The organism is Bacillus sp. JJ1609 (assembly GCF_036967045.1).
In the GTDB taxonomy this organism is placed as follows: domain Bacteria; phylum Bacillota; class Bacilli; order Bacillales; family Cytobacillaceae; genus Mesobacillus.
Map to the genome: position 1 here is coordinate 134,938 of NZ_JBALSS010000025.1, position 21,482 is coordinate 156,419.

Consider the following 21,482-nt stretch of genomic DNA (forward strand, 5'->3'; position numbering starts at 1 on the left):
CAGGGTTTAAAAATCAACAATCCGCTTTAACAGTGCCTATCAATTAAGGCTGCCTAGCCAGCACTTCAACGATTCGATCTTCGATTTGCTTTCCAGCTTCATCATCCAGCAGATTGTTTAATAAAATGGCGAAAATAAGCGTTTTCCCGCTGCTGGTTTTTACATAGCCTGCTAATGTATGGACGCCTGTCAACGATCCGGTTTTAGCAATTACGTTCTCCTTCATAGGTTCTGTCTGCATTCTGCTGCGCATGGTGCCTCCTGTCATTCTATCGCTAGCACCGGCGACTGGCAGGGAATGCTGAAACGTTTTGTACCATTTTTCCTTCTGAACATGATACAGGAGGGAGGTAATTTCATTGGCAGGTACCAGGTTTGCATGGGAGAGTCCTGATCCGTCTCTCAAAACTAGCTGATCAGAATTTATTCCCATCTCAGCTAATTCTGAATTCATGACCTCAAGCCCTTTATCCCAGCTGCCCTCATCATGGACAACTTTGCCCATTTCCTTCACTAAAACTTCTGCATGACCATTATTGCTGAGCTTCATGAAAGGAATCAGAAGTTCCGAAAGAGGCATGGATTTATGTGAAATTAATTGTTGCATATTGTCCTTAGCGATTCCCGTTTTTATTTTCCCAATAACTTTAATTCCTTGTACCTCAAATGACCTTTTTAAAAGATCCATCGCATAAATGGAAGGCTCCCAAACTGCGACCCACTCTTTCTTTTTATTAGCATCTGCTGGGATGGTACCAGTTACTAAAATAGTATTCTCGCTGTGTTCCCGCTCGATATCAATATCATATTTCCCTTTTGCATCAACTGTTTTTGTTTGATTTTCTATATGAACATAATCTGTATTCGGCTCAATTGAAATTATTGCTTTGCTGCCTTTCTTGGTTCCAGGATGAATATTCAGGATGACCGTGCCTGAATCATAGTCTTTATTGGGTGAAGCGGTTAAAGCCGAAATTTGCGATCCGTAATATTCATGTTCGTCGGTCCAGCTTAAATCAGTAGAGTACCGAACATCATCGTACCAGGTATCATCGGCAATTAAATCGCCCTCAATTCTTTCAATTCCCTTTTCTTTAATTGTTTTAGCGATTTTATTAAAGTCATCAGGCAGGAGGGTCGGATCGCCTTTGCCTTTTAAATAGAGATCTCCTTCAAGAGTTTTGCCGCTGATTTTCCCATCTGCAAATACCTCAGTCGTAAAAGTGTAGCCCTCTCCTAAAACAGAGAGAGCGGCGGAAGCGGTGAACAGCTTCATTACAGAGGCTGGCTGTAAGCGGGTGGCTCCGATATGTTCATACAGCAGTTCACCATCCTCTGCAGATCGTACACTTACTCCTGCCAATGATCCTTTGAGTTGTGGTTCTTCATTTAAAATCTCATTGATTTCTTTCGACAATTCGCCGCTTGTTTCAAATGCTTGTGCAGGAGGATCTTCAGGTTTGAAGTAAGCAATTAATGGCAATATTGTAATAGATAATATAACGATAAATAGTGCTGTTTTCTGTCTCAACATATCTTTCATTCCTTTCATACGCGGATAGAAACCCAGTATTTCGACAAGAATTTTCCCAATAAACAACTAGTAAAGTCTATGATAATCTTTTCATTAATATAAGGTTTAGGAGGGAAAAAAATGAACCGATTCATGTGGAATGCCTTACTCATTGTAGCCATCGGAACAGGATTTTACTTCTATGTCCAATTAATTTTTTCAAAGGTCACCGATCCTCTGTACGGTTCTTTGGCCCTGCTGCTGGGGTGTCTATTTGCAGCAGGCATTTCCAGGGAACTTATGCAGACTACTCAGACTGAACAAGAGAACAGCCAGATATAGTAACACTCCTATACAGGGGTGTTTATTTTTTTGTGCATTGCTGTTTTCCATGTACTTAAAAACTACTTAATCAAGTTCGGTCGCCAAAGTTAGAAATCCTTTCTAAGGAACGAAATTTGTTTGTAAAAGTTCCGACTTAAAATAGATTATCAGGTAAATGAGATTTTATGAGAAGTACTGTATGGGGGTATGATAAGATTAAGATATAAGAATAAAAGGGGGTTTTCGATTGGATATCCTTGAAACAGGAATGGACCCATCTGAATGTGAAGACAGCTGCTGTTCTTCTGAACGAAAAAGCCATCACTCTGATAAAACAAAAAAGAACCTTGTCACCAGATTAAATCGGATCGAAGGACAGATCCGCGGCATAAAGGGCCTGATTGAAAAAGATACTTATTGTGATGATGTGATCACTCAAATATCCGCCACCCAAGCAGCATTGAACAGTGTAGCTAAGCTCCTTCTGGAAGGCCATATGAAATCCTGTATTGTCGAGCGCATCCAGGAAGGCGACAATGAAGTCATTGATGAGTTACTGACGACGATCGAGAAATTGATGAAAAAATAGCTAAATGTTATTTATTCGTAATCTGAATTTTTGTACTGTATAATGACTGTAATAATTAAATATTCCTTCGGGGTCGGGTGAAATTCCCAACCGGCGGTGATGAAGCTGATGCTTCTTAGTCCGTGACCCGGTTAACATTTGTTAAACGGTGGATCTGGTGAAACTCCAGGGCCGACAGTTAAAGTCTGGATGGGAGAAGGAAAAAAATGAGGATTAGAACATAGGGATAACTCTACCCTTTTTTAAGCCTTTTATTTGATGCTGTCTTTTTTAGGACCCCGAAGCGCTATAATGCTTCGGGGTCTTTTGTTTTTTAACAGCTATATAACAGCTCATTGCGGATTTGACCCTATGCTGATTTGAAGCAGGTAATCACACGCAATTTTACTGAGTCCTTAGAAAGGGGGCGACCAGATGAATGACTTTGACTATATGGCATTAGCCATCAACCTGGCGAAAGCTACAACAGGACAAACATCTCCTAATCCGCATGTCGGAGCCGTTGTGGTAAAAGATAATCAGATTGTAGGAATGGGGGCACACCTAAAGGCTGGAGAGTCTCATGCAGAGGTACACGCTATTCGAATGGCGGGTGACAAAACCTTTGGTGCAACACTTTATGTAACACTTGAACCTTGCAGTCATTTTGGCAAGACGCCGCCTTGTTCAAATTTAGTCATTGAATCGGGGATTAAGAAGGTCTTTGTCGCTTCAATGGATCCTAATCCGCTTGTAGCTGGCGGAGGGATTAAAAAGATGCAGGCAGCTGGAATAGAAGTAGAAGCAGGATTATTGAAGGATGAAGCTGAAGCGCTAAATAAGGTGTTTTTTCATTACATAAATACTGGCTTGCCTTATGTAACTTTGAAAACAGCCACAAGCCTTGACGGAAAGACTGCAACCACAGCTGGTGAAAGTAAATGGATCACTAGCGAAGAGTCGAGGAAGGATGTTCACCAGTTCCGCCACACTCATGATGCTATTTTGGTAGGTGTCAATACAGTTATCAAAGATAATCCAAGCCTGACAGCCAGGATTGAAGGGGGAGGCAAGAACCCAATCAGGGTGATTCTCGACACGAACCTGAGAACTCCCTTAGAATCTAAGGTCGTCTACGATAATGAAGCAAAAACCATTATTGTGACAGGGTGTGAGGTAGATCCTGCTCAGGTCAAAAAGTTCGCTGAAAACGGAGTTGACATTATTACGCTCGACACACCAAAGATTCGGATTTTCGATATGCTCAAAAAGCTCGGTGAACAAGGACTCTCATCTGTCTATGTTGAAGGCGGCGCTGAGGTTCATGGCAGCTTTTTAAAGGAAAAGGCTTTTCAGCAAACCGTTACGTATATTGCCCCAAGACTAATTGGAGGGAAAACAGCTCCTGCAGCCTTCGGAGGGGAAGGAATAGCACATCTGGAGGACACCGTTTCTCTCGATATAAAAGATGTGAAGAAGATTGGACAGGATATAAGGATTATTGCGGAGCCTGTCCCGGAAGGAGGTTAAATATATGTTCACGGGAATCATTGAAGAAATTGGAGCCATTGCTAATATCCAGCACACCGGTGAGTCATTCGTCCTGACCATCGATGCAAGTAAGGTATTAACCGATGTCAATCTGGGCGACAGCATAGCCGTAAATGGAGTATGTCTTACCGTCACTTCTTTTTCAAAGAGTCGCTTTACAGTTGATGTCATGCCTGAAACAGTCAAAGCGACCAGCTTGAAAACAGTCAAGCGAGGATCGAAAGTGAATCTAGAGAGGGCGATGGCTGCGGGCGGAAGATTCGGGGGCCATTTTGTAGCGGGCCATGTAGATGGAGTAGGTGTAATAAAAGGGAAAAAGCAATTTGAAAATGCCGTTTATTATGAAATAGAAGCAAAACCTGAATTGCTCAAATACATTATTTTAAAAGGCTCGGTTGCTGTAGATGGTACAAGCTTGACGGTGTTTGGTGTTTCGGAAGATAGTTTTACATTATCATTGATTCCCCATACTTTATCCGAAACAGTTTTGGGTTTTAAGGGTACCGGTGATATTGTTAACATCGAGTGTGACATGATCGGAAAGTATGTAGGGCACTTTTTGAATAACCAGGCCGCGGCAGCACCAAAACGAGGCAATAATATTTCTGCCCAATTTTTAGAGGAAAATGGGTTTATGTGAGGATGATGAAAATGTTTGATCCAATCGAAGAAGCGATATATGAGCTTATGCAGGGGAATGTCGTCATCGTTTGTGATGATGAAGACCGTGAGAATGAAGGAGATTTTATCGCATTGGCTGAAAAGGCTACCCCTGATGTCATCAATTTCATGGCTACACACGGAAGAGGATTGATCTGTGTCCCTATAGAAACAGATTTGGCTCAAAAACTGGATTTAATGCCTATGGTATCACGTAACACAGATCCTCATGGAACAGCTTTTACGGTAAGTATTGATCATAAGTTTTCGACAACTGGCATTTCAGCTTATGAACGATCTGCAACTGTGTTGAGCATGCTTGACTCGGAATCGAAGGCTGCTGATTTTAAAAGGCCTGGACATATTTTTCCGCTTGTTGCAAAAAAAGGCGGAGTCTTGAGAAGAGCTGGCCATACAGAAGCAGCAGTCGATTTAGCGAAATTATGTGGAGCAAAACCAGCCGGCGTCATCTGTGAAATTATGAATGAGGATGGGACAATGGCTCGTGTACCACAGCTTCGGAAAATCGCCGATCAATTCGAATTAAAAATGATCACGATTAAAGATTTGATTCAATACCGGAACCGGAAAGATCAATTGATCAAGAGAGAAGTTGAAATCAATCTTCCGACTGAATTTGGAATTTTCAAGGCGGTAGGTTATTCAAATCTTGTAGATGATAAAGAACATATTGCTTTGGTAAAAGGGGAAATCGATCCCCACGAGCCGGTGTTAGTAAGAGTGCACTCAGAATGTTTGACCGGAGATGTATTTGGCTCCTACCGCTGTGATTGCGGACCGCAGCTCCATGCAGCATTGAGACAAATTAATGAAGAAGGCAGGGGAGTCCTGCTTTACCTGCGCCAGGAGGGAAGAGGCATTGGACTCATGAACAAGCTCAGAGCCTACAAGCTCCAGGAAGAAGGCTATGACACGGTGGAGGCTAATGAAAAACTTGGATTTGGAGCCGATTTGCGTGAGTATGGAATCGGAGCCCAAATTCTAAAAGACCTTGGCATCAAACAAATCAAACTTCTGACCAATAACCCAAGAAAAATAAAAGGGCTGAAGGGATATGACCTTGAAGTTGTCGACCGAGTGCCGATCCAGATGGAAACACGTGAAGAAAATGAAAATTACTTAAAAACAAAGCACAGCAAGTTAGGTCATTTACTTAAATTTTAGGCTGTGTTTAGAATCATTGTTGATTTTTAAATTTTGTTGATAGGAGCGGAAATCAACAGTCGAGTTTAACACAGCCAAATTCTAAATATGGAGGAATAGAAATGAACAGAACATTCGAAGGAAACTTAGTTGGTACTGGACTTAAGGTTGGAATTGTAGTTGGTCGTTTTAATGAATTTATCACAAGCAAATTATTGGGCGGCGCACTTGATGCGTTAAAAAGACATGGAGTTGAAGAAAGCAGCGTGGATGTAGCATGGGTGCCAGGCGCGTTTGAAATTCCGTTAATCGCGCAAAAACTTGCTAAAAGCGGTAAATATGATGCAGTTATCACATTAGGTACTGTCATTCGCGGATCAACTCCGCACTTTGACTATGTATGTAATGAGACTGCGAAAGGTGTATCTTCTACAGCGTTAAATACAGGCATTCCTGTTATTTTCGGAGTGCTGACCACTGATACAATCGAGCAGGCGATCGAGCGCGCAGGTACTAAAGCCGGAAATAAAGGCTGGGAAGCTGCTACAGCAGCCATTGAAATGGCTAATTTAGTCAGGGATATTGAAATTTAATATTGTTATTTGAACGAGCTGCGGGCTAATGCCTGCGGCTTTTTTTTATCTGGTAAAGTCATTAAGAATAAATAAAGTCGGGTGAAATGAATCTGGTAAAAACAAGTAATAATCTGGCGGAAATCCTGACTAATCTGGCGAATTGGAAACAACAGAAGATTATTGCCAATTCGCCAATGTAATTATGTCCATCCACCCATAATTCTTCCATTTAATTTAAAATCCTTGCCCCAGTTTGTTAATAATTTGTTCATAAATTCTGGTTAAGATGATAACAAGTAAACAGGATGAAGCAAATAAGGAGGAATAACCATGAATGACTTTGAACAGCGTTATCGGTATCCGGAAGCTGAGCCGGAGAAAAAAAAGAGTAAATGGAAGAGCGTTTTATCAACAGTTACTGCGGGAGTGATTGGTTCTGCTCTGACACTTGCTGCTGTCAATTATACGGATCTAGATTTAGGAAATAAGGTACAAGCACCTTCAGAGAATGCTGCAGACGGGCTAAACAGTAACAACTCCTCAAATATTGTTACGACTCCTGCTTCTGCAAAAAGTTCGGTTTCAATGGCAGATATTATTGAAGCATCTTCGAAATCAATTGTCGGCATCACCAATTTCCAGCAGCAAAACAACCCATTTTCAAGAAGCCAGGGCGATGTAGAAAGTGGTTCAGGCTCTGGAGTTATTTTTAAAAAATCGGGCGGCAGTGCTTTTATCGTGACCAATAATCATGTGATTGAAGGGGCATCCAAAGTTGAAGTCTCACTCTATAACGGTGAAAAAGTAGCAGCTGAGGTTGTCGGCGCGGATGCATTGACTGATTTGGCAGTCGTGAAGATTGCTGCTGAACATGTAACGGATGTAATCGAATTCGGCGATTCTTCGGTGTTAAGGCCAGGAGATCAGGTGCTCGCCATAGGCAATCCGTTGGGGCTTGATTTATCACGGACAGTTACCCAGGGCATTGTCAGCGCAGTTGACCGTTCAATTTCAGTGCCCACTTCTGCAGGTGAATGGGAGATGAACGTCATCCAAACAGATGCAGCCATCAATCCCGGAAACAGCGGCGGGGCTTTGATTAACACTGAGGGCAAAGTAATCGGCATTAATAGCTTAAAGATTTCTCAGAACGGAGTGGAAGGTCTAGGGTTTGCGATTCCAAGCAAGGATGCTTTGCCAATCGTCAACCAACTGATTGAAAAGGGGAAGGTTGACCGTCCTTATCTTGGTGTAAGCCTGGCAGACATTTCACAAATCCCGGAAATGTACCTCGAGAGCCTTCCAAATAAGGTAGAGACAGGTACCATGGTCACTAATATTGCACCTAATACAGCCGCGGAAAAAGCGGGGCTTCAGAAACAGGACGTTATTGTTGAGATTAATGGTGAGAAAGTAGATAAAGCGAGTGACTTGAGAAGATACATGTATACCCAACTAAAAAGTGGTGACAAAGCAAAATTGAAAATCTACCGTGACGGAAAGCTAATTTCTGTTGAGGTTATGCTCACAGCAAATACTCAGAATTAAATTCCAAGGCTGTAGGTCGAAAAAACTCATTGGAGGTAAAAATGCTTAAATCTATACTAAATAAAAATATGATTTTCCCTGCTGTTTTGATTTTATTGATTACACTTATCGTTACCGTAGGTTTTGCAAAAAAAGAAACGGCTGCAAGCATAAATGGTGAAAAAATCAGCAAGGACGAATTATATCAAAAAATGACTCATCTCTATGGAGAAGATACGCTAGATTCATTAATAACAAATAAAGTGATTGAACTGGAATCCGAAAAGCAAAAGATAAAGGTGACCGGAACTGAAATTGATGAAGAGCTTACGAAATTGCAAGATTCCTATGGTGGAGAAGATGCTTTTGCCTCTGCCCTTCAGCAAAACAATGTTTCAATCGATCAGGTTAGGGAGGATATCGAATACTACCTCCTTGCAGAAAAAATGATTGAGCCATCTATTAAAATCACTGAAGAAGAAATGAAAACATATTTTGAGGAAAATAAAGATTCCTTTGACCAGAAGGAACAGGTCAAGGCAAGCCATATTTTAGTCAAAGATGAGGCTGCTGCCAAAAAAGTGAAGGAAGAGCTTGATAACGGCAAGGATTTCGCAGAACTCGCCAAGAAATATTCCACTGACAAAAGCAATGCTGAAGCTGGAGGAGACCTTGGATATTTCGCAAAGGGAGAAATGGCAGAGGAATTCGAAAAAGCTGCATTCAATCTAAAAATTGATGAAATCAGCGAACCTGTAAAGACAGAATTCGGCTACCATATCATAAAGGTATCAGACAAAAAAGCAGCAAAAGCTGCTGAGTTCGAAGATCATAAAAATGAGATTAAAGAAAAATTATTGGATGAGAAAATCCAGGCAGAATACCCGAATTGGCTGAAGGATAAAAAAGCAAATTACAAAATCAAACAATATTTATAATGGGAAAAACTCTGCCGAAATGCAGAGTTTTTTTTGTCAGCTGAAATGAGCCGGAATGATATAGATTACCTGTGATTTATTCAGATAATCAAGAGGGAATTTATTTGCCTATGCCAAATCCTCTGAGCGGTTTGTTATTACCAATAGCTGTTTTCTATAAGAATGTTTTTTTTATGGATTGCTTGTAAGCAAAACATTGATAAATAAGTTGATTGGATCGGATATGCGAAACTCCTGCGGGAGCAGCGGGACAGGTGAGACCCCACAGGCGCTAAAGCGCCGAGGAGGCTCACCGCCCGCCCCGCGGAAAGCGAGCATCCTGGAGTGGAAATCAACTTATTTAAGCAACAACGTTTACGAAAACACTCTTTCCAATAAAACAATCATCAATGTTCTTGCAGGCCGAGTTTCCTATGGTATAAAATGTTTACCAAAGGAAACTTTTTAAAGCCAGAGCATATTATTTAAACAAAGGAATTGTCACACCCAAAAAGTTTCCCTTGGGCAACTTTTAGGAAGCTGGACAATTAATGAAATTAATAGAACACGAGTAAAGGAGTGGTATAAAATGACGGAGGAAATTCTATTTGCATTTGGTCTAACTTTATTTGCAGGCCTTGCAACAGGTATTGGGAGTATACTTGCCTTTTTTACCTCGACTACAAATACTAAATTCTTGTCCATCGCTCTTGGATTTTCAGCAGGGGTTATGATCTATGTGTCGATGATTGAAATTTTTGTAAAAGCAAAGGATGCACTTGTTTCGGCGATGGGCGTTCAGTTAGGAAACTGGGCAACCGTAGGCGGCTTCTTTGGAGGTATACTTTTAATTGCACTAATTGATAAATTCATTCCTAAACAGAGTAATCCCCATGAACTTAAAACAGTAGAGGATATGAATCAGCCAGCAAAAGCTGTTCAGGATGCAGCGCTGTTAAAAATGGGTTCTTTTACGGCATTAGCGATTGGAATTCACAATTTTCCTGAAGGAATTGCAACCTTCACTTCGGCCATCCAGGATCCTGCGTTAGGAGTAGCTATTGCGATTGCAATTGCCATTCATAATATACCTGAGGGCATCGCTGTATCCGTGCCAGTCTATTTCGCGACAGGAGATAAGAAAAAAGCTTTTAAACTATCATTCTTGTCCGGTTTATCAGAACCAATCGGAGCGCTTGCCGCATACTTGTTTTTAATGCCGTTCTTGAATGATATTATGTTTGGAGTCATTTTTGCAGCAGTTGCGGGGATTATGGTGTTCATTTCTCTTGATGAATTGCTTCCAGCAGCAAAAAGGTATGATGAATCGCATCTTGCCATATATGGATTGATTGCGGGGATGGCGGTTATGGCCATAAGTTTACTGTTGTTTATCTAAGCTTTTAGGCTTTTCCATCAGTAAAGTAAGAATGTGCTTTTTGATTTCTTCTAAAAACCTCTAAACCACATTAAACAGCCATTTTTTAAACCTAAGAAAACCTTAACAAGGTGACCAATCATTAATTGGTCACATCAGTTTGTTGACAAAGATTCAGTTCACCGATCAGTTATTGAAACCCTGTGGAACGGAAATCAACAGACTAATTTTGTAAATCAACTAAATAAATAAGGTTGTAGATAACTTTAATTTTTCGGTTTGTCTAAAATCTAAGATGACCAATCATAAATTGGTCGCCTTTTTTAGTTCTTTTGTAATTGGGAAATTTTTAAAACAGGTAATTAAACCTGAGACAATTTCAGGATTGTGCTTTTTTGCCTGATTCAAAAGACTTAAAAATGAATAGTTTAGCATATTGATGTTGTCTGAATATTAAAAATATAATTTAGATGCAGCCTAGTAGAACTTGCAAAACCATATAATGCAGAGGAGTGGTTGGATGAAGAAGAGGAAAGTATTTGGAGCCGCACTATTAAGCATGTCAATGGGATTATCAATGTTCACGGCAGGGGTCTTCGGCCAGGAACCTGATGCTCAGGATTCCTACAGGGTTTGGATCCAAGGTCCAGCAGCGGAAAAATCCAAGGCAAAGGATCAATATGGAGCCAGATGGGACTTTGGAAAAAGTGGTTTCACAACAACCGTTAATGCAAAGCAATACCAGGCACTTTTGAATAACAAAAATCTCAAAGTGGATAGGGTTCCAGAAGTTCAGCTTGAAGCCATGCCTGGCGGTGGAACTACAATACAGGCTGTCCCAACTGATCGCACACCTTGGGGAATGGAAGCGATCTATAACGACAGCAATCTTCAGTCCACTTCGGGTGGAAATGGCATCAGGGTAGCAGTACTCGATACTGGCGTATATACAAACCACGCGGACCTGGCGGGAAGTGCGGAGCAATGTAAGGACTTTACTCAAAGAAAATCTCCACTCGTAAACAATTCTTGCTCGGATAAAAATGGCCATGGAACTCATGTAGCAGGTACGGTATTGGCGCATGGCGGATCAGGCCAGGGCATTTATGGAGTTGCTCCGGAAGCTGAACTTTGGGCATACAAAGTGCTGAACGACAGAGGATCAGGCTATTCTGACGATATTGCCGGAGCTATCGAGCATGCTGCTGATGAAGCATCCCGTACAGGTTCAAAGGTCGTCATTTCAATGTCTTTAGGCTCAAGCAGCAAGGATTCATTGATTTCCAGTGCAGTCGATTATGCTTATGGAAAAGGGGTACTAGTAGTAGCGGCAGCAGGGAACAGCGGCCCTAACAGCAATACAATCGGTTATCCCGGAGCACTTGTGAATGCTGTAGCAGTCGCAGCCCTTGAAAATGTCCAACAAAACGGTACATACCGTGTGGCTGACTTCTCATCCCGCGGAAATCCAGCAACAGATGGCGACTATGTCATCCAGGAACGTGATGTGGAACTATCTGCACCAGGAAGAGCAATCGAATCTACATGGTTTGATGGATCGTACAATACAATCAGTGGAACTTCCATGGCGACTCCACATATCTCTGGCCTGGCAGCGAAGATTTGGGCAGCTAATCCGAACATGAGCAATGTACAGCTTCGCTCAGAGCTGCAAAACCGTGCAAAAGCAAATGACATTTTGGGTGGTACGGGAGCAGCAGCTGGCGATGACTATGCATCTGGCTTCGGCTTCCCTCGTGTAAAATAAATTCATAAAGAAGGCCGCTTGATGAGAATCAAGCGGCTTTCTACATTCTTTTTGTATAAAAATTCTCGGTGAAATAGGGCTCGAATTTCGGACCAAAAGCCACGCCAACTCCCAAAAGTTCATAATCAGGCTTTAAAATATTCTCCCTGTGTCCCAAAGAATTCATCAGGCCTTCATGCGCAAAAATACTGCTGAATTGTCCATAAGCGAGATTTTCACCGGCAACGGAAAATGTAATATTATCCTCAGCCATTCGGTCAAAAGGTGATTCCCCTTCAAGGTTTGTGTGACTAAAATACTTATTCTCTGCCATATCAAGACTGTGTTTCCGGGCAGTTTCCTTCACCTTATCATCCCAGGTCAGAACTCCCAGGCCATTTTTGACCCTGGCGGCATTGGTCAGGTCAAACAATTGATACTCGAAACCTTCCTTAAGAGGAGCCGCAGCTTCCGTGTAAAAGCCTGCCTTGCTTTTCTCCAATTGCTCGCTGATCATCTGGATTGCAGTCACCGTATTATTTTTATGCTTATCATAAAATATTGTGACATAACTTCCATCAAGCTGATAAACATCATAATCTTGATCCTTCTGGAATTGGTAAAAAACCAATCCCTTGCGAATTTCTGTAAGCGGTTCTCCAAACGCTTTCCTCACCGTCTCTTTAGGACTGCCAAATTTTACTCCGATTTTAGAAGCGATTAAGTCCTGGTTGGTGAATAGTCCGTTAACATTCCCATCCTTTCCGTAGGAAACCATGACAAAGTTCTGGAAATTTTCATGATAGGCATGCCATTGGGTCCCGTATTCATTAACAGAGATCCGTTCAGGAGTACCTAACTGTTTCTCTGCCTCAGTTTTTGCCTCCGCTATTTCAACATTGTGTATAGAGAAGGTTTGCTCTGCAGGAGCAGTCAAATCAGGCTTTTCCACATTAGGGAAAACATCTTGCTTAGCCCCGGTCAAATCTTCCTTTTTCTCATCCAGCTTCACAAAAAGCTGGTTGATCCCTTTATTTATCTCATCAAGTGCCATCCATAACTCAGGGTTATCTGTTAAAGTATTTATTTCAGTCTTCAACTCATCTACGCTTTGAATATCTTTATTATTTGTTAAAAATGGCCAGGCAAAATATACGATTATGCCAATTACCACTAAATTGAATAAACGCCTCAATTAGAATCCTCACCGTCCTACCTTTGAAAATGGACCTTCCCTATCAATATACCCACTAAAATGAAATTAAAAAAGCATAATGAGGAGATGATAGGTATGAGTGGAGGAGAATCAGAAGCTCTTAAGATAATTAATAAATCCACCTGAAAAAGAAAAAATGTTGCTTAACCGGTAACCAATAAAGGATCTTGTGCGCTGAAAAGAGAAAAAGATGCTATACAAGTGAGAAATTTAAAACCAATCGGCCTAATAATATAGGTTATGTGAAATTATTCACATAAAGTTCAAATCTAAGTCATCAAAATCATATAGGTCCATTGTATTATTACTATATCGATAGTGTTTATATTTTCAAGGAGGAGCAATCATGAAAAAATTATTTCAAATTTTGTTAGCATTAGGCCTTATATTAACCCCTTTCTATACACAAGCTCACGTTAAATGGTTTACCGAGGTTACACCTCAAAAAGAAACAATGGAGAACATCATGTCGCCATTATTCATGGGGCTTGCTTTAGTGGCAGCCGTTGTTCTTGCTTTACTTACATTAGTCATTCCAAGAACGGCTGAATGGCCACTCATTAAAAAAATGGACGATTTTCTTTCTGGTTTCAGAAAGTACTCCAGATACTTGCTAAAGTATGGTACAGCTGCTGCGTTGTTGATCCAAATATCAAATGGAACATTATTTGCGCCAGAATTCCATGTGGAAACAACATGGATGACGATTCTTATCTGGCTGACAATTGGCTTCCTGGTCATTCCGCATCATATTGCTACTAAAATTGGTGCTGCGATACTATTTTTCTTATTTATTAATGTGACGATGCATCAAGGTATTTTCCACATGCTTGATTACGGCTTTTACGTAGCCATTATCTGTGTTTTGCTCGTCGGCAATACGAAGCTTGAGAAGGTTGGTTTTCCATTCTTATATTTAGGAACAGGGCTTTCCTTGTGCTGGGTAGCTGTTGAAAAGTGGGTATATCCAACGATGTCTCTGGATATTGTCGCAAATCATGGAGTGCCTACGTTTGGGTTCGAGGCAGCTGCATTTATCGTAATGGCAGCATTTGTAGAATTCGTCGTTGGTTATCTGCTTGTCGTTGGTATTCTGAACAGGGTTCTTGGCTTTGTAGTAACAACTATTTTTATCCTTACAACAATGCTTTTTGGATTGACTGAAATCATTGGCCATTTTATGGTACACATTGTCTTGATTATTTTTATCATCGAAGGAGTTTCCTTCTATAATCCACCGATTAAAATGCACAAAACAAAAACAGATCAATTCATTTTCGTTTTCCTGAACTTCATTTTTGTGCTATCAGCATTTTTGTTAATCTATTACCGCTTCGGCTAATATCGAATTGGTGTGGATATCTATTTGCAAAACTAGGAAAGAAGCAGCCTTTGAAACCAAAGGCTGTTTTTTCACTGGCAGCAATCTTTTTTAGTCTTTTAGGATTATAGACCTTTTATTGACGATAGCTTTAGTTCTTGTTACGATTTCTCTAGTTGCAAAAATTAGCATGCTGGGCGGAATCATCCATGATTCTATTTATTTGAAGCCTGATAAACCAGTTGGCACTTGACTCAAGATAAAAATGTAAGCGGATTCAAAATAGTGAACCTTTAACTTAGGGAAATAATGAAAAAATCAACTGAAAAATTCAACAATGAGAGTGAAATAGCGATTTAAATGGGAGGGGTCAATTTGATGGATCAACAAAAATCAGAACTTGAAAAAGAGAAGATTCATACTGACTTTGCAAAAGAAATGTCTTATGGAAGCTATCTGCAACTGGATAAAATTCTGTCTAGCCAGCAGCGGCTGTCGGATCACCATGACGAGATGCTGTTCATTATCATCCATCAGGCTAGTGAGCTGTGGATGAAGCTGATTTTACACGAGGTAAGTGCAGCGATTGAATGCATTCGCAAAAATGATTTGGAGCCGTCCTTCAAGATGCTTTCGAGGGTGTCAAGGATTCAGCAGCAATTGATTCAATCATGGAGTGTATTATCTACTTTGACACCGTCTGAATACATGGAATTCCGCGACAAGCTTGGTCATTCATCCGGATTCCAGTCATACCAGAACCGCTTGATTGAGTTCGCGCTAGGCCAAAAAAATGCTCATGTGCTGTCCGTTTACAAGCATGATCTAGAGCTTTTCAAACAAGTGGAGAATGCGCTCCATGAACGCAGCATTTATGATGCGGCTATCAGCGCACTTGCGATGCGCGGCCTTCCAATTGATGAGGAAGCCCTCAACAGGGACTGGTCCGCCTCGTACGAACCTAATGCAAGTGTCGAGGAAGCGTGGCTGACTGTATATCGTAATGTGGATCAGTATTGGGATTTGTATGAACTCGCAGAGAAACTGGTTGATATCGGTAGCCAGCAGCAACTATGGCGATTTAACCATATGAGCACGGTGGAAAGGATTATCGGACACAAAATGGGCACAGGCGGATCGGCCGGAGTATCCTACCTGAAAAAGGTTGTTGACCATAGATTCTTCCCTGAGCTTTGGAGCCTGAGGACAAAGCTGTAAAATTTTAAAAGTATCTTTCCAGAGCTCCTTTGGCTCTGTTCGTTTAAGTTTAATTATAAAAATAAAAAGACTAATTGGAAGAAGGAAACCTGATGGGATCATGGATTGATATTTCACAAGTTTTAAATAATAAAATTCCTGTTTGGCCTGGGGATACCCCCTTTAATTATGAGGTTAGCTGGAGCATGGAGGAAAGTGGCTCTGTCAATGTTGGCCAGGTGACAATGAGTACCCATACTGGAACCCATATTGATGCGCCATTCCATTTCGATAACAATGGAAAAAAAGTAATCCAACTTGATTTCAATCTTTATATCGGAGAGGCGAAGGTCATTCAGTTGCAGCAGCCAGCAAGTATCGGCATAAAGGATGTGCAGGATGTTCCGTTACAGGGAGTAAAGCGTTTATTAATCAAAACAGACTCCTGGAACGATAAAACAGTTTTCCCAGAATCGATTCCTCATATTGAGCCAGAATTAGCGGCATATTTAGCAGAGCAAGGAGTACAGCTCCTCGGGCTTGATTTGCCTTCCGTCGATCCGTTGGACAGCAAGGAGCTGAGTGCCCATCATGGGCTTAACCGCCATGGAATCCATATCCTTGAGGGGCTAGTGCTGGATCAAATTGAACCAGGAGAATATGAACTTGCTGCGTTACCTCTGCCGCTGGAGGATGCTGATGGAAGTCCGGTTAGAGCCATCGTAAGAAAAATAAAGTAACAATCAGGCTGCCTTGTCCTGCGATGAGGCAGCTTTTTCTATGTCGAAAAATAGTATATGAAATTCATTGACCAGGTTGGTCAATGAGGAATAAAATAAAGTTGACCAGGTTGGTCAATATGATGCTGAGGAGGGCAAGATGTCTTCAAAATTTTTAAGTTTAAATAATGAAAAGCAAGAACGTATCCTGAACGCCGCTCTCAAGGAATTTGCCCAAAAGGGATATGATAATGCATCCACAAATGAAATCGTAAAATCTGCGGGAATATCAAAAGGCCTGCTGTTTCATTACTTCAATAATAAAAAAGAATTATACCTTTTTTTATATAACCACTTTGTTAAGGTGCTGACGCAGGAGTTCTTCAATGAACTGGATTTCAGTGAGCGGGATATTTTCGAAAGGCTGATAAATTTGATGATCCTCAAAAGCAGGATGATGATCAAGTATCCGGAGGTTTTCGATTTTATGATTTCGGCCTCGCTGGAAACCGCTGAAGAAGTTAAGAACGAGCTGGCCAGCACGAATACGGAACAGATGCATTCCAGCTACGCCAGGTTATTCGATAATATTGATCTTGGCAAATTCCGTGATGGAACAGACATTCCCAGAACAATCAATATCATCATGTGGACTTTAGAAGGCTTCAGCAATCAGGAGCTTGAAAAAGCAAAACAACTCAATAAAGGTATACATGATTTCGATGAAGCCTTTAAAGAGGCAGAAGTGTATATTGAGATGCTGAAGAAGTCGTTTTATAAGTAGGCTATTTTCTAAAAGATTGTTGTTTTAAATGGATTGTTTGGAGGCAATAAAGTTTACGAAAACAGCCGATAAATAAAAAATTATTCAAGATTTTTCTATTAGATTTACCTTTTTATAAAGATAAATGTATCAGGGAGGGTCTGCCATGAACGTAATCGAGATTAAAAATCTGACCAAAATGTACGGCAAGTCCAGGGGGATTGAGGATGTTAGCTTCAATGTAGAGGAAGGAGAAATATTCGGATTTATCGGGCCAAATGGCGCGGGGAAATCAACGACAATCAGGACATTGCTTTCACTGATCTATCCAACCAGCGGCAGCGCGACGATTTTCGGCAAGGATATCATCACAGCAGCACCTGAAATCAAAAAGGAAATTGGCTATTTGCCATCTGAAGTGTTTTATTATGACAATATGAAGGTCCTTGACCTCCTTAAATATTCAGCCAGCTTTTACAAAAAGGATTGTACCAATCGGATCAAGGAACTGGCCGAAATCATGGAGCTTGACCTCACCAAGAAAATTGATGACCTCTCACTCGGAAACAAAAAGAAGGTCGGAATTGTCCAGGGGCTGCTGCACGAACCAAAGCTGATCATCCTTGACGAACCGACGAGCGGTCTAGATCCCCTCATGCAACAAAAGTTCTTTGACCTGCTTGAAAAAGAAAATAAGAAGGGAGCAACCATTTTATTCTCCTCCCATATTTTAAGCGAGGTTCAGAGGCTGTGCGACAGGGTGGCAATCATCAAGGACGGCAGGATTGTGACGGTAGAGAAGATCAGCACGCTAAAAGAAAATACGTATAAGAAATTCAAGGTAGAAACGCGTTCACATATAGGGAAAGAGCATTTTAAAGTCGAAGGCGTTAATCAGCTTGAACAGGACGGCAATACGATCAGTTTTTTATTCAGGGGCAATATTAACTCAATTATGATGAAGATTTCAGAAATCGAGATTGTGAACCTCTGGGTTGAGGAGCCAGACCTTGAGGAGATTTTCATGCATTATTACGAAAAGGAGGCCTAAAACATGAATATGTTCCTTCATGAATTGAAGGCTTATCGGAAGTCCACCATTGTTTGGTCAATCTCGCTGGTCGCTTTGGTCGCTTTGTTTCTTTCAATGTTTCCCTCCTTTTCGAAGGATGCTGAGGAATTCAAACAGCTGCTCGAAGGCTTCCCGGTGGAGCTAAGGAAAGCAATCGGCCTTTCAGTGGACAGTATCGCAACCCTGCTTGGATTCTTCTTGTATGCCTTTTTATACATCAAGCTTGCTGGAGCCATCCAGGCTATGAATCTCGGAACCTCCATTTTGTCCAAGGAAACAAGGGAGAAAACAGCCGATTTCCTGCTGACAAAGCCGGTTACACGGCAACAGATCGTTACCTCGAAGCTTCTGGCTGCACTTGTTTCTTTAGTGGCAACAAATATTGTTTTTGTAGCGGCAACAATAATAATTGCTTCAATTGTTGCAGGCAGTGATTTTAGCAGTAAAGCACTGCTGCTAGTCTCAATCACATTATTTTTCATCCAGATTATGTTCCTTGCGGTTGGAATCCTTGTGTCAGTTATCTTCCCGCGCATTAAGTCTGTGATCTCCGTCTCGCTTGGCACGGTGTTTGGATTTTTCATGCTGGGTATGATTAGCTCAACTACTGAAGATAAGGGTTTAAGATATTTAACACCCTTCAATTACTTTGATTCGGCATTTATCGTGAAAAATATGGCCTATGAAAATTCATTTTTAATCATCGAGATTATTTTTATCATCATCGCTGTAGCAGCTAGCTATTATATGTACGTGAAAAAAGATGTCCATTCTGTTTAGGGAGGAGGGAAAGCTATGAATATATTCAGAAGGGAAATGAAAGCAAACCGGAAATCGTTGATCATCTGGAGCATGGGTGTCATTTTCATGGTTGCTTCGGGTATGGGAAAGTATGCAAGTCTTGGGAGCTCCGGACAATCAATGAATGCCCTGATGGCCGATATGCCGAAATCGCTGCAGGCAATCATGGGTATAGGGTCATTTGATTTGTCTTCGCCAATTGGCTATTACGGTGTCCTTTTTTTATACCTGGCCGTTATGGCAGCCATACACGCAGCCATGCTGGGGGCCAATATAATTGCCAAGGAAGAAAGAGACAAAACCGTTGAGTTCCTGCTGGTAAAGCCTATTTCAAGAAATCGTATGATTACGTCCAAATTGGCGGCTGCCTTAATGAATATTATCATCATAAATTTAGTAACGTTAGCCTCGTCAATCGGAATGGTGCAGAAATATGCAGTGGGAGAGAACGTAACCGGTAATATCACGCTGCTGATGATTGGCATGTTCATCCTCCAGCTGATTTTTTTGGTCATTGGAACTGCGGTAGCAGCCATTTTTAAAAACGCCAAAAAGGCCAATTCTCTATCGACCGGAATCCTGCTAATCTCTTTTATCCTATCCATCGCAATCGATATGACCGAAAAGCTGGACGGATTGAAGTATTTCACTCCGTTCAAATATTACGATGCGAAGGATATATTGAATGACGGAAGTTTCGATTCCGTGTATCTTGCCTTATCATTCATGCTAATTCTCATACTTTTAGCTGCAACTTATATATTTTATAGAAAAAGAGATATGAATGTTTAAGGCCAATCCCGGATTTCCGGGATTTTTTAATACGGGGAAGATAGAAGAACTTAATGAAAATAGTAATCCATGCGATAACACACTTTAAAAAATACTTCTTTTGATAAATCGCAACTTTCTGTAAAATAGAGATGTAAAGTTGATGAAAGTTTGGAGAGATCTCTATGCGTAATAGTTTCCCTTTGTTTGGAACTGATGACGAATCAATTTATAATCCGGATGAGCTGCTAGATTTATTTTTAAATTGTACGGCTGACGGGTTTGCTATTGTCGATATGGAGAATCGCTTTGTAAGGATCAACCATATGTATACTGAAATTTTTGGCTATACAGAGGAGGACCTTATAGGAAAAACATTTTACGAGTTTTCGAATCCGGATTTTGTTGGGGATATTATAAATGATGTCAAGAATGGTAAAGCATTTACCAATATGATCACTCATCGGTATCACAAAGACGGATCCATTCTGGATATAGCTGTTTCTTATTCTCCTTTCCGAAACAAAAAAGGAGAAATTATCGCAACTATTGCAATCTATCGTGATATTACGAGCATTGTAAAAATGGAAAATGAATTGCACAGGACTCGTGAACTCTACGAATTAATCACTGAAAATACAAGTGATATGATTAAGGTATTCACAAAGGATAAAAAAATCGTTTATGCCTCTCCGTCTCATGAAAAAGTAATTGGTCTTCCACCTGAAAAGATTGTTGGGAGAAATTTAGAGGAATTTTTATGTTCGGAAGAAGAGGCAATACTTGATAAAAAAATCGATGAGATTCTGGAAACGGGTGAACCGCAGCTGCTTAGGAAAAAATTCAGGACAGTTGATAAGGAATCCGTTGTTTATACAGAATATAATATTTCACCGATTTATAATGAACAGAAGGAAGTTGAATCCTTTGTCAGTGTCGGCCGGAATATTACCGATCGGATAAAAAATGATGCAGCCATACGAAATTTGGACAGGTTGTCGATTACTGGACAGCTAGCTGCTGGAGTAGCACATGAAATCCGAAATCCACTTACTGCATTGAAAGGATTTTCCAAGCTATTGCAAACCAGCACAGATAAACAAAAGCAGTCAGATTACTTGACAATCATCATGAACGAATTGGATAGAATCGATATGATTGTAAATGAATTTATGTCGCTGGCAAAGCCTCAGGCTGTTCAATTTGTAAAAGGGGATCTGCGTGCTATATTGGACAGCACGATTAATGTTATCCATCCTCAGGCAATGATGCATAATGTACAGATCATAACTAGCTATCCACAAACCAAGGTAAAACTGCTGTGCAACCCGCACCAGCTAAAGCAAGTATTTTTAAATTTCCTAAAAAACGCAATCGAATCTATGCCTAATGGTGGGAATATCAACATTGAAATCCAAATAAATGAAACTGGAAAAGTTCAGGTCAATATTTCAGATGAAGGTCCAGGAATAGAAGCTGATCTATTACGCCATCTAGGAACTCCGTTTTACACCACCAAAGACAAAGGGATCGGCCTGGGACTAACCATCAGCAATAAAATCATCCAGGAACACAACGGATCGATGAAGATTGAGAGTTCAGTAGGAAAAGGAACAACCATAAAGGTTGAACTTGATTACATTGTAAATGCTTTTAAAAAATAGGCTCTGTTAAAGCCTAATGTTGTTTTTTAAAACC

Annotated in this window: 20 protein-coding genes and 1 riboswitch; of the genes, 18 read left to right on the top strand and 2 right to left on the bottom strand. The window is 40.8% G+C overall.

The window, feature by feature from the left end:
• Positions 1 to 43: 43 nt before the first annotated feature.
• Positions 44 to 1,531, bottom strand: coding sequence for a D-alanyl-D-alanine carboxypeptidase/D-alanyl-D-alanine endopeptidase (gene dacB / locus V7654_RS18455; protein WP_438825324.1), 1,488 nt, complete (start codon positions 1,529 to 1,531; stop codon positions 44 to 46).
• A gap of 123 nt (positions 1,532 to 1,654) precedes the next feature.
• On the opposite strand from dacB, the gene V7654_RS18460 reads away from it, so the two are divergent.
• The 10 genes from V7654_RS18460 (at position 1,655) to V7654_RS18505 (ending at position 11,945) form a co-directional block, all read left to right on the top strand.
• Entirely contained in the window at positions 1,655 to 1,855 is a 201-nt protein-coding gene (locus V7654_RS18460) for a hypothetical protein (protein ID WP_335432215.1), read from the top strand.
• 250 nt (positions 1,856 to 2,105) lie between these two features.
• Positions 2,106 to 2,426 carry a metal-sensitive transcriptional regulator gene (locus V7654_RS18465; protein WP_335432303.1) on the top strand — a complete coding sequence of 107 codons (321 nt, stop codon included), beginning with the start codon at positions 2,106 to 2,108 and terminating at the stop codon, positions 2,424 to 2,426.
• A 59-nt stretch (positions 2,427 to 2,485) separates the two neighbouring features.
• A riboswitch (FMN riboswitch) is annotated at positions 2,486 to 2,631 on the top strand.
• Between the two features lie 209 nt (positions 2,632 to 2,840).
• A complete protein-coding gene (gene ribD / locus V7654_RS18470; protein WP_335432216.1) occupies positions 2,841 to 3,935 on the top strand; it encodes a bifunctional diaminohydroxyphosphoribosylaminopyrimidine deaminase/5-amino-6-(5-phosphoribosylamino)uracil reductase RibD in 1,095 nt (364 codons plus the stop codon).
• A gap of 4 nt (positions 3,936 to 3,939) precedes the next feature.
• Positions 3,940 to 4,596, top strand: a complete 657-nt coding sequence (ribE, locus tag V7654_RS18475) for a riboflavin synthase (protein ID WP_335432217.1) — start codon at positions 3,940 to 3,942, stop codon at positions 4,594 to 4,596.
• 11 nt (positions 4,597 to 4,607) lie between these two features.
• The gene (locus tag V7654_RS18480) at positions 4,608 to 5,801 is read left to right on the top strand and encodes a bifunctional 3,4-dihydroxy-2-butanone-4-phosphate synthase/GTP cyclohydrolase II (protein WP_335432219.1); all 1,194 of its coding nucleotides are present in this window, start codon (positions 4,608 to 4,610) and stop codon (positions 5,799 to 5,801) included.
• A 101-nt stretch (positions 5,802 to 5,902) separates the two neighbouring features.
• Positions 5,903 to 6,373, top strand: a complete 471-nt coding sequence (gene ribH / locus V7654_RS18485) for a 6,7-dimethyl-8-ribityllumazine synthase (RefSeq protein ID WP_335432220.1) — start codon at positions 5,903 to 5,905, stop codon at positions 6,371 to 6,373.
• 312 nt (positions 6,374 to 6,685) lie between these two features.
• A complete protein-coding gene (locus V7654_RS18490; RefSeq protein ID WP_335432222.1) occupies positions 6,686 to 7,903 on the top strand; it encodes a S1C family serine protease in 1,218 nt (405 codons plus the stop codon).
• 41 nt (positions 7,904 to 7,944) lie between these two features.
• The gene (locus V7654_RS18495) at positions 7,945 to 8,820 is read left to right on the top strand and encodes a peptidylprolyl isomerase (protein ID WP_335432224.1); all 876 of its coding nucleotides are present in this window, start codon (positions 7,945 to 7,947) and stop codon (positions 8,818 to 8,820) included.
• Positions 8,821 to 9,388: 568 nt separating this feature from the next.
• Positions 9,389 to 10,198, top strand: a complete 810-nt coding sequence (gene zupT, locus V7654_RS18500; RefSeq protein ID WP_335432226.1) for a zinc transporter ZupT — start codon at positions 9,389 to 9,391, stop codon at positions 10,196 to 10,198.
• A 499-nt stretch (positions 10,199 to 10,697) separates the two neighbouring features.
• Complete coding sequence (locus tag V7654_RS18505; RefSeq protein ID WP_335432227.1) at positions 10,698 to 11,945, top strand: S8 family peptidase; 1,248 nt, start codon at positions 10,698 to 10,700, stop codon at positions 11,943 to 11,945.
• 40 nt (positions 11,946 to 11,985) lie between these two features.
• Here the strand turns inward: V7654_RS18505 and V7654_RS18510 are convergent, their stop codons facing one another.
• On the bottom strand, positions 11,986 to 13,119 hold the full coding sequence (locus tag V7654_RS18510) for a CAP domain-containing protein (RefSeq protein ID WP_335432228.1): 1,134 nt from the start codon (positions 13,117 to 13,119) through the stop codon (positions 11,986 to 11,988).
• Between the two features lie 367 nt (positions 13,120 to 13,486).
• On the opposite strand from V7654_RS18510, the gene V7654_RS18515 reads away from it, so the two are divergent.
• The 8 genes from V7654_RS18515 (at position 13,487) to V7654_RS18550 (ending at position 21,448) form a co-directional block, all read left to right on the top strand.
• Positions 13,487 to 14,482, top strand: a complete 996-nt coding sequence (locus V7654_RS18515) for a hypothetical protein (RefSeq protein WP_335432229.1) — start codon at positions 13,487 to 13,489, stop codon at positions 14,480 to 14,482.
• Between the two features lie 357 nt (positions 14,483 to 14,839).
• Positions 14,840 to 15,679, top strand: coding sequence for a tryptophan 2,3-dioxygenase (kynA, locus tag V7654_RS18520; protein WP_335432304.1), 840 nt, complete (start codon positions 14,840 to 14,842; stop codon positions 15,677 to 15,679).
• A 92-nt stretch (positions 15,680 to 15,771) separates the two neighbouring features.
• Positions 15,772 to 16,398, top strand: coding sequence for an arylformamidase (gene kynB, locus V7654_RS18525; protein WP_335432231.1), 627 nt, complete (start codon positions 15,772 to 15,774; stop codon positions 16,396 to 16,398).
• 139 nt (positions 16,399 to 16,537) lie between these two features.
• On the top strand, positions 16,538 to 17,161 hold the full coding sequence (locus V7654_RS18530) for a TetR/AcrR family transcriptional regulator (protein ID WP_335432233.1): 624 nt from the start codon (positions 16,538 to 16,540) through the stop codon (positions 17,159 to 17,161).
• Between the two features lie 145 nt (positions 17,162 to 17,306).
• Complete coding sequence (locus tag V7654_RS18535; RefSeq protein ID WP_335432235.1) at positions 17,307 to 18,191, top strand: ABC transporter ATP-binding protein; 885 nt, start codon at positions 17,307 to 17,309, stop codon at positions 18,189 to 18,191.
• Positions 18,192 to 18,194: 3 nt separating this feature from the next.
• Positions 18,195 to 18,992 carry an ABC transporter permease subunit gene (locus V7654_RS18540; RefSeq protein ID WP_335432237.1) on the top strand — a complete coding sequence of 266 codons (798 nt, stop codon included), beginning with the start codon at positions 18,195 to 18,197 and terminating at the stop codon, positions 18,990 to 18,992.
• A 15-nt stretch (positions 18,993 to 19,007) separates the two neighbouring features.
• A complete protein-coding gene (locus V7654_RS18545) occupies positions 19,008 to 19,805 on the top strand; it encodes an ABC transporter permease subunit (protein WP_335432238.1) in 798 nt (265 codons plus the stop codon).
• Between the two features lie 164 nt (positions 19,806 to 19,969).
• Positions 19,970 to 21,448: a PAS domain-containing sensor histidine kinase gene (locus V7654_RS18550; RefSeq protein WP_335432239.1), complete on the top strand. Its 1,479-nt coding sequence runs from the start codon at positions 19,970 to 19,972 to the stop codon at positions 21,446 to 21,448.
• The last annotated feature ends 34 nt before the right edge of the window (positions 21,449 to 21,482 follow it).

Coding starts and splice junctions, on each gene's coding strand:
- V7654_RS18460 (WP_335432215.1), top strand. CDS start 1,655: ATGAACCGATTCATGTGGAATGCCTTACTCATTGTAGCCATCGGAACA.
- V7654_RS18465 (WP_335432303.1), top strand. CDS start 2,106: ATGGACCCATCTGAATGTGAAGACAGCTGCTGTTCTTCTGAACGAAAA.
- ribD (WP_335432216.1), top strand. CDS start 2,841: ATGAATGACTTTGACTATATGGCATTAGCCATCAACCTGGCGAAAGCT.
- ribE (WP_335432217.1), top strand. CDS start 3,940: ATGTTCACGGGAATCATTGAAGAAATTGGAGCCATTGCTAATATCCAG.
- V7654_RS18480 (WP_335432219.1), top strand. CDS start 4,608: ATGTTTGATCCAATCGAAGAAGCGATATATGAGCTTATGCAGGGGAAT.
- ribH (WP_335432220.1), top strand. CDS start 5,903: ATGAACAGAACATTCGAAGGAAACTTAGTTGGTACTGGACTTAAGGTT.
- V7654_RS18490 (WP_335432222.1), top strand. CDS start 6,686: ATGAATGACTTTGAACAGCGTTATCGGTATCCGGAAGCTGAGCCGGAG.
- V7654_RS18495 (WP_335432224.1), top strand. CDS start 7,945: ATGCTTAAATCTATACTAAATAAAAATATGATTTTCCCTGCTGTTTTG.
- zupT (WP_335432226.1), top strand. CDS start 9,389: ATGACGGAGGAAATTCTATTTGCATTTGGTCTAACTTTATTTGCAGGC.
- V7654_RS18505 (WP_335432227.1), top strand. CDS start 10,698: ATGAAGAAGAGGAAAGTATTTGGAGCCGCACTATTAAGCATGTCAATG.
- V7654_RS18515 (WP_335432229.1), top strand. CDS start 13,487: ATGAAAAAATTATTTCAAATTTTGTTAGCATTAGGCCTTATATTAACC.
- kynA (WP_335432304.1), top strand. CDS start 14,840: ATGGATCAACAAAAATCAGAACTTGAAAAAGAGAAGATTCATACTGAC.
- kynB (WP_335432231.1), top strand. CDS start 15,772: ATGGGATCATGGATTGATATTTCACAAGTTTTAAATAATAAAATTCCT.
- V7654_RS18530 (WP_335432233.1), top strand. CDS start 16,538: ATGTCTTCAAAATTTTTAAGTTTAAATAATGAAAAGCAAGAACGTATC.
- V7654_RS18535 (WP_335432235.1), top strand. CDS start 17,307: ATGAACGTAATCGAGATTAAAAATCTGACCAAAATGTACGGCAAGTCC.
- V7654_RS18540 (WP_335432237.1), top strand. CDS start 18,195: ATGAATATGTTCCTTCATGAATTGAAGGCTTATCGGAAGTCCACCATT.
- V7654_RS18545 (WP_335432238.1), top strand. CDS start 19,008: ATGAATATATTCAGAAGGGAAATGAAAGCAAACCGGAAATCGTTGATC.
- V7654_RS18550 (WP_335432239.1), top strand. CDS start 19,970: ATGCGTAATAGTTTCCCTTTGTTTGGAACTGATGACGAATCAATTTAT.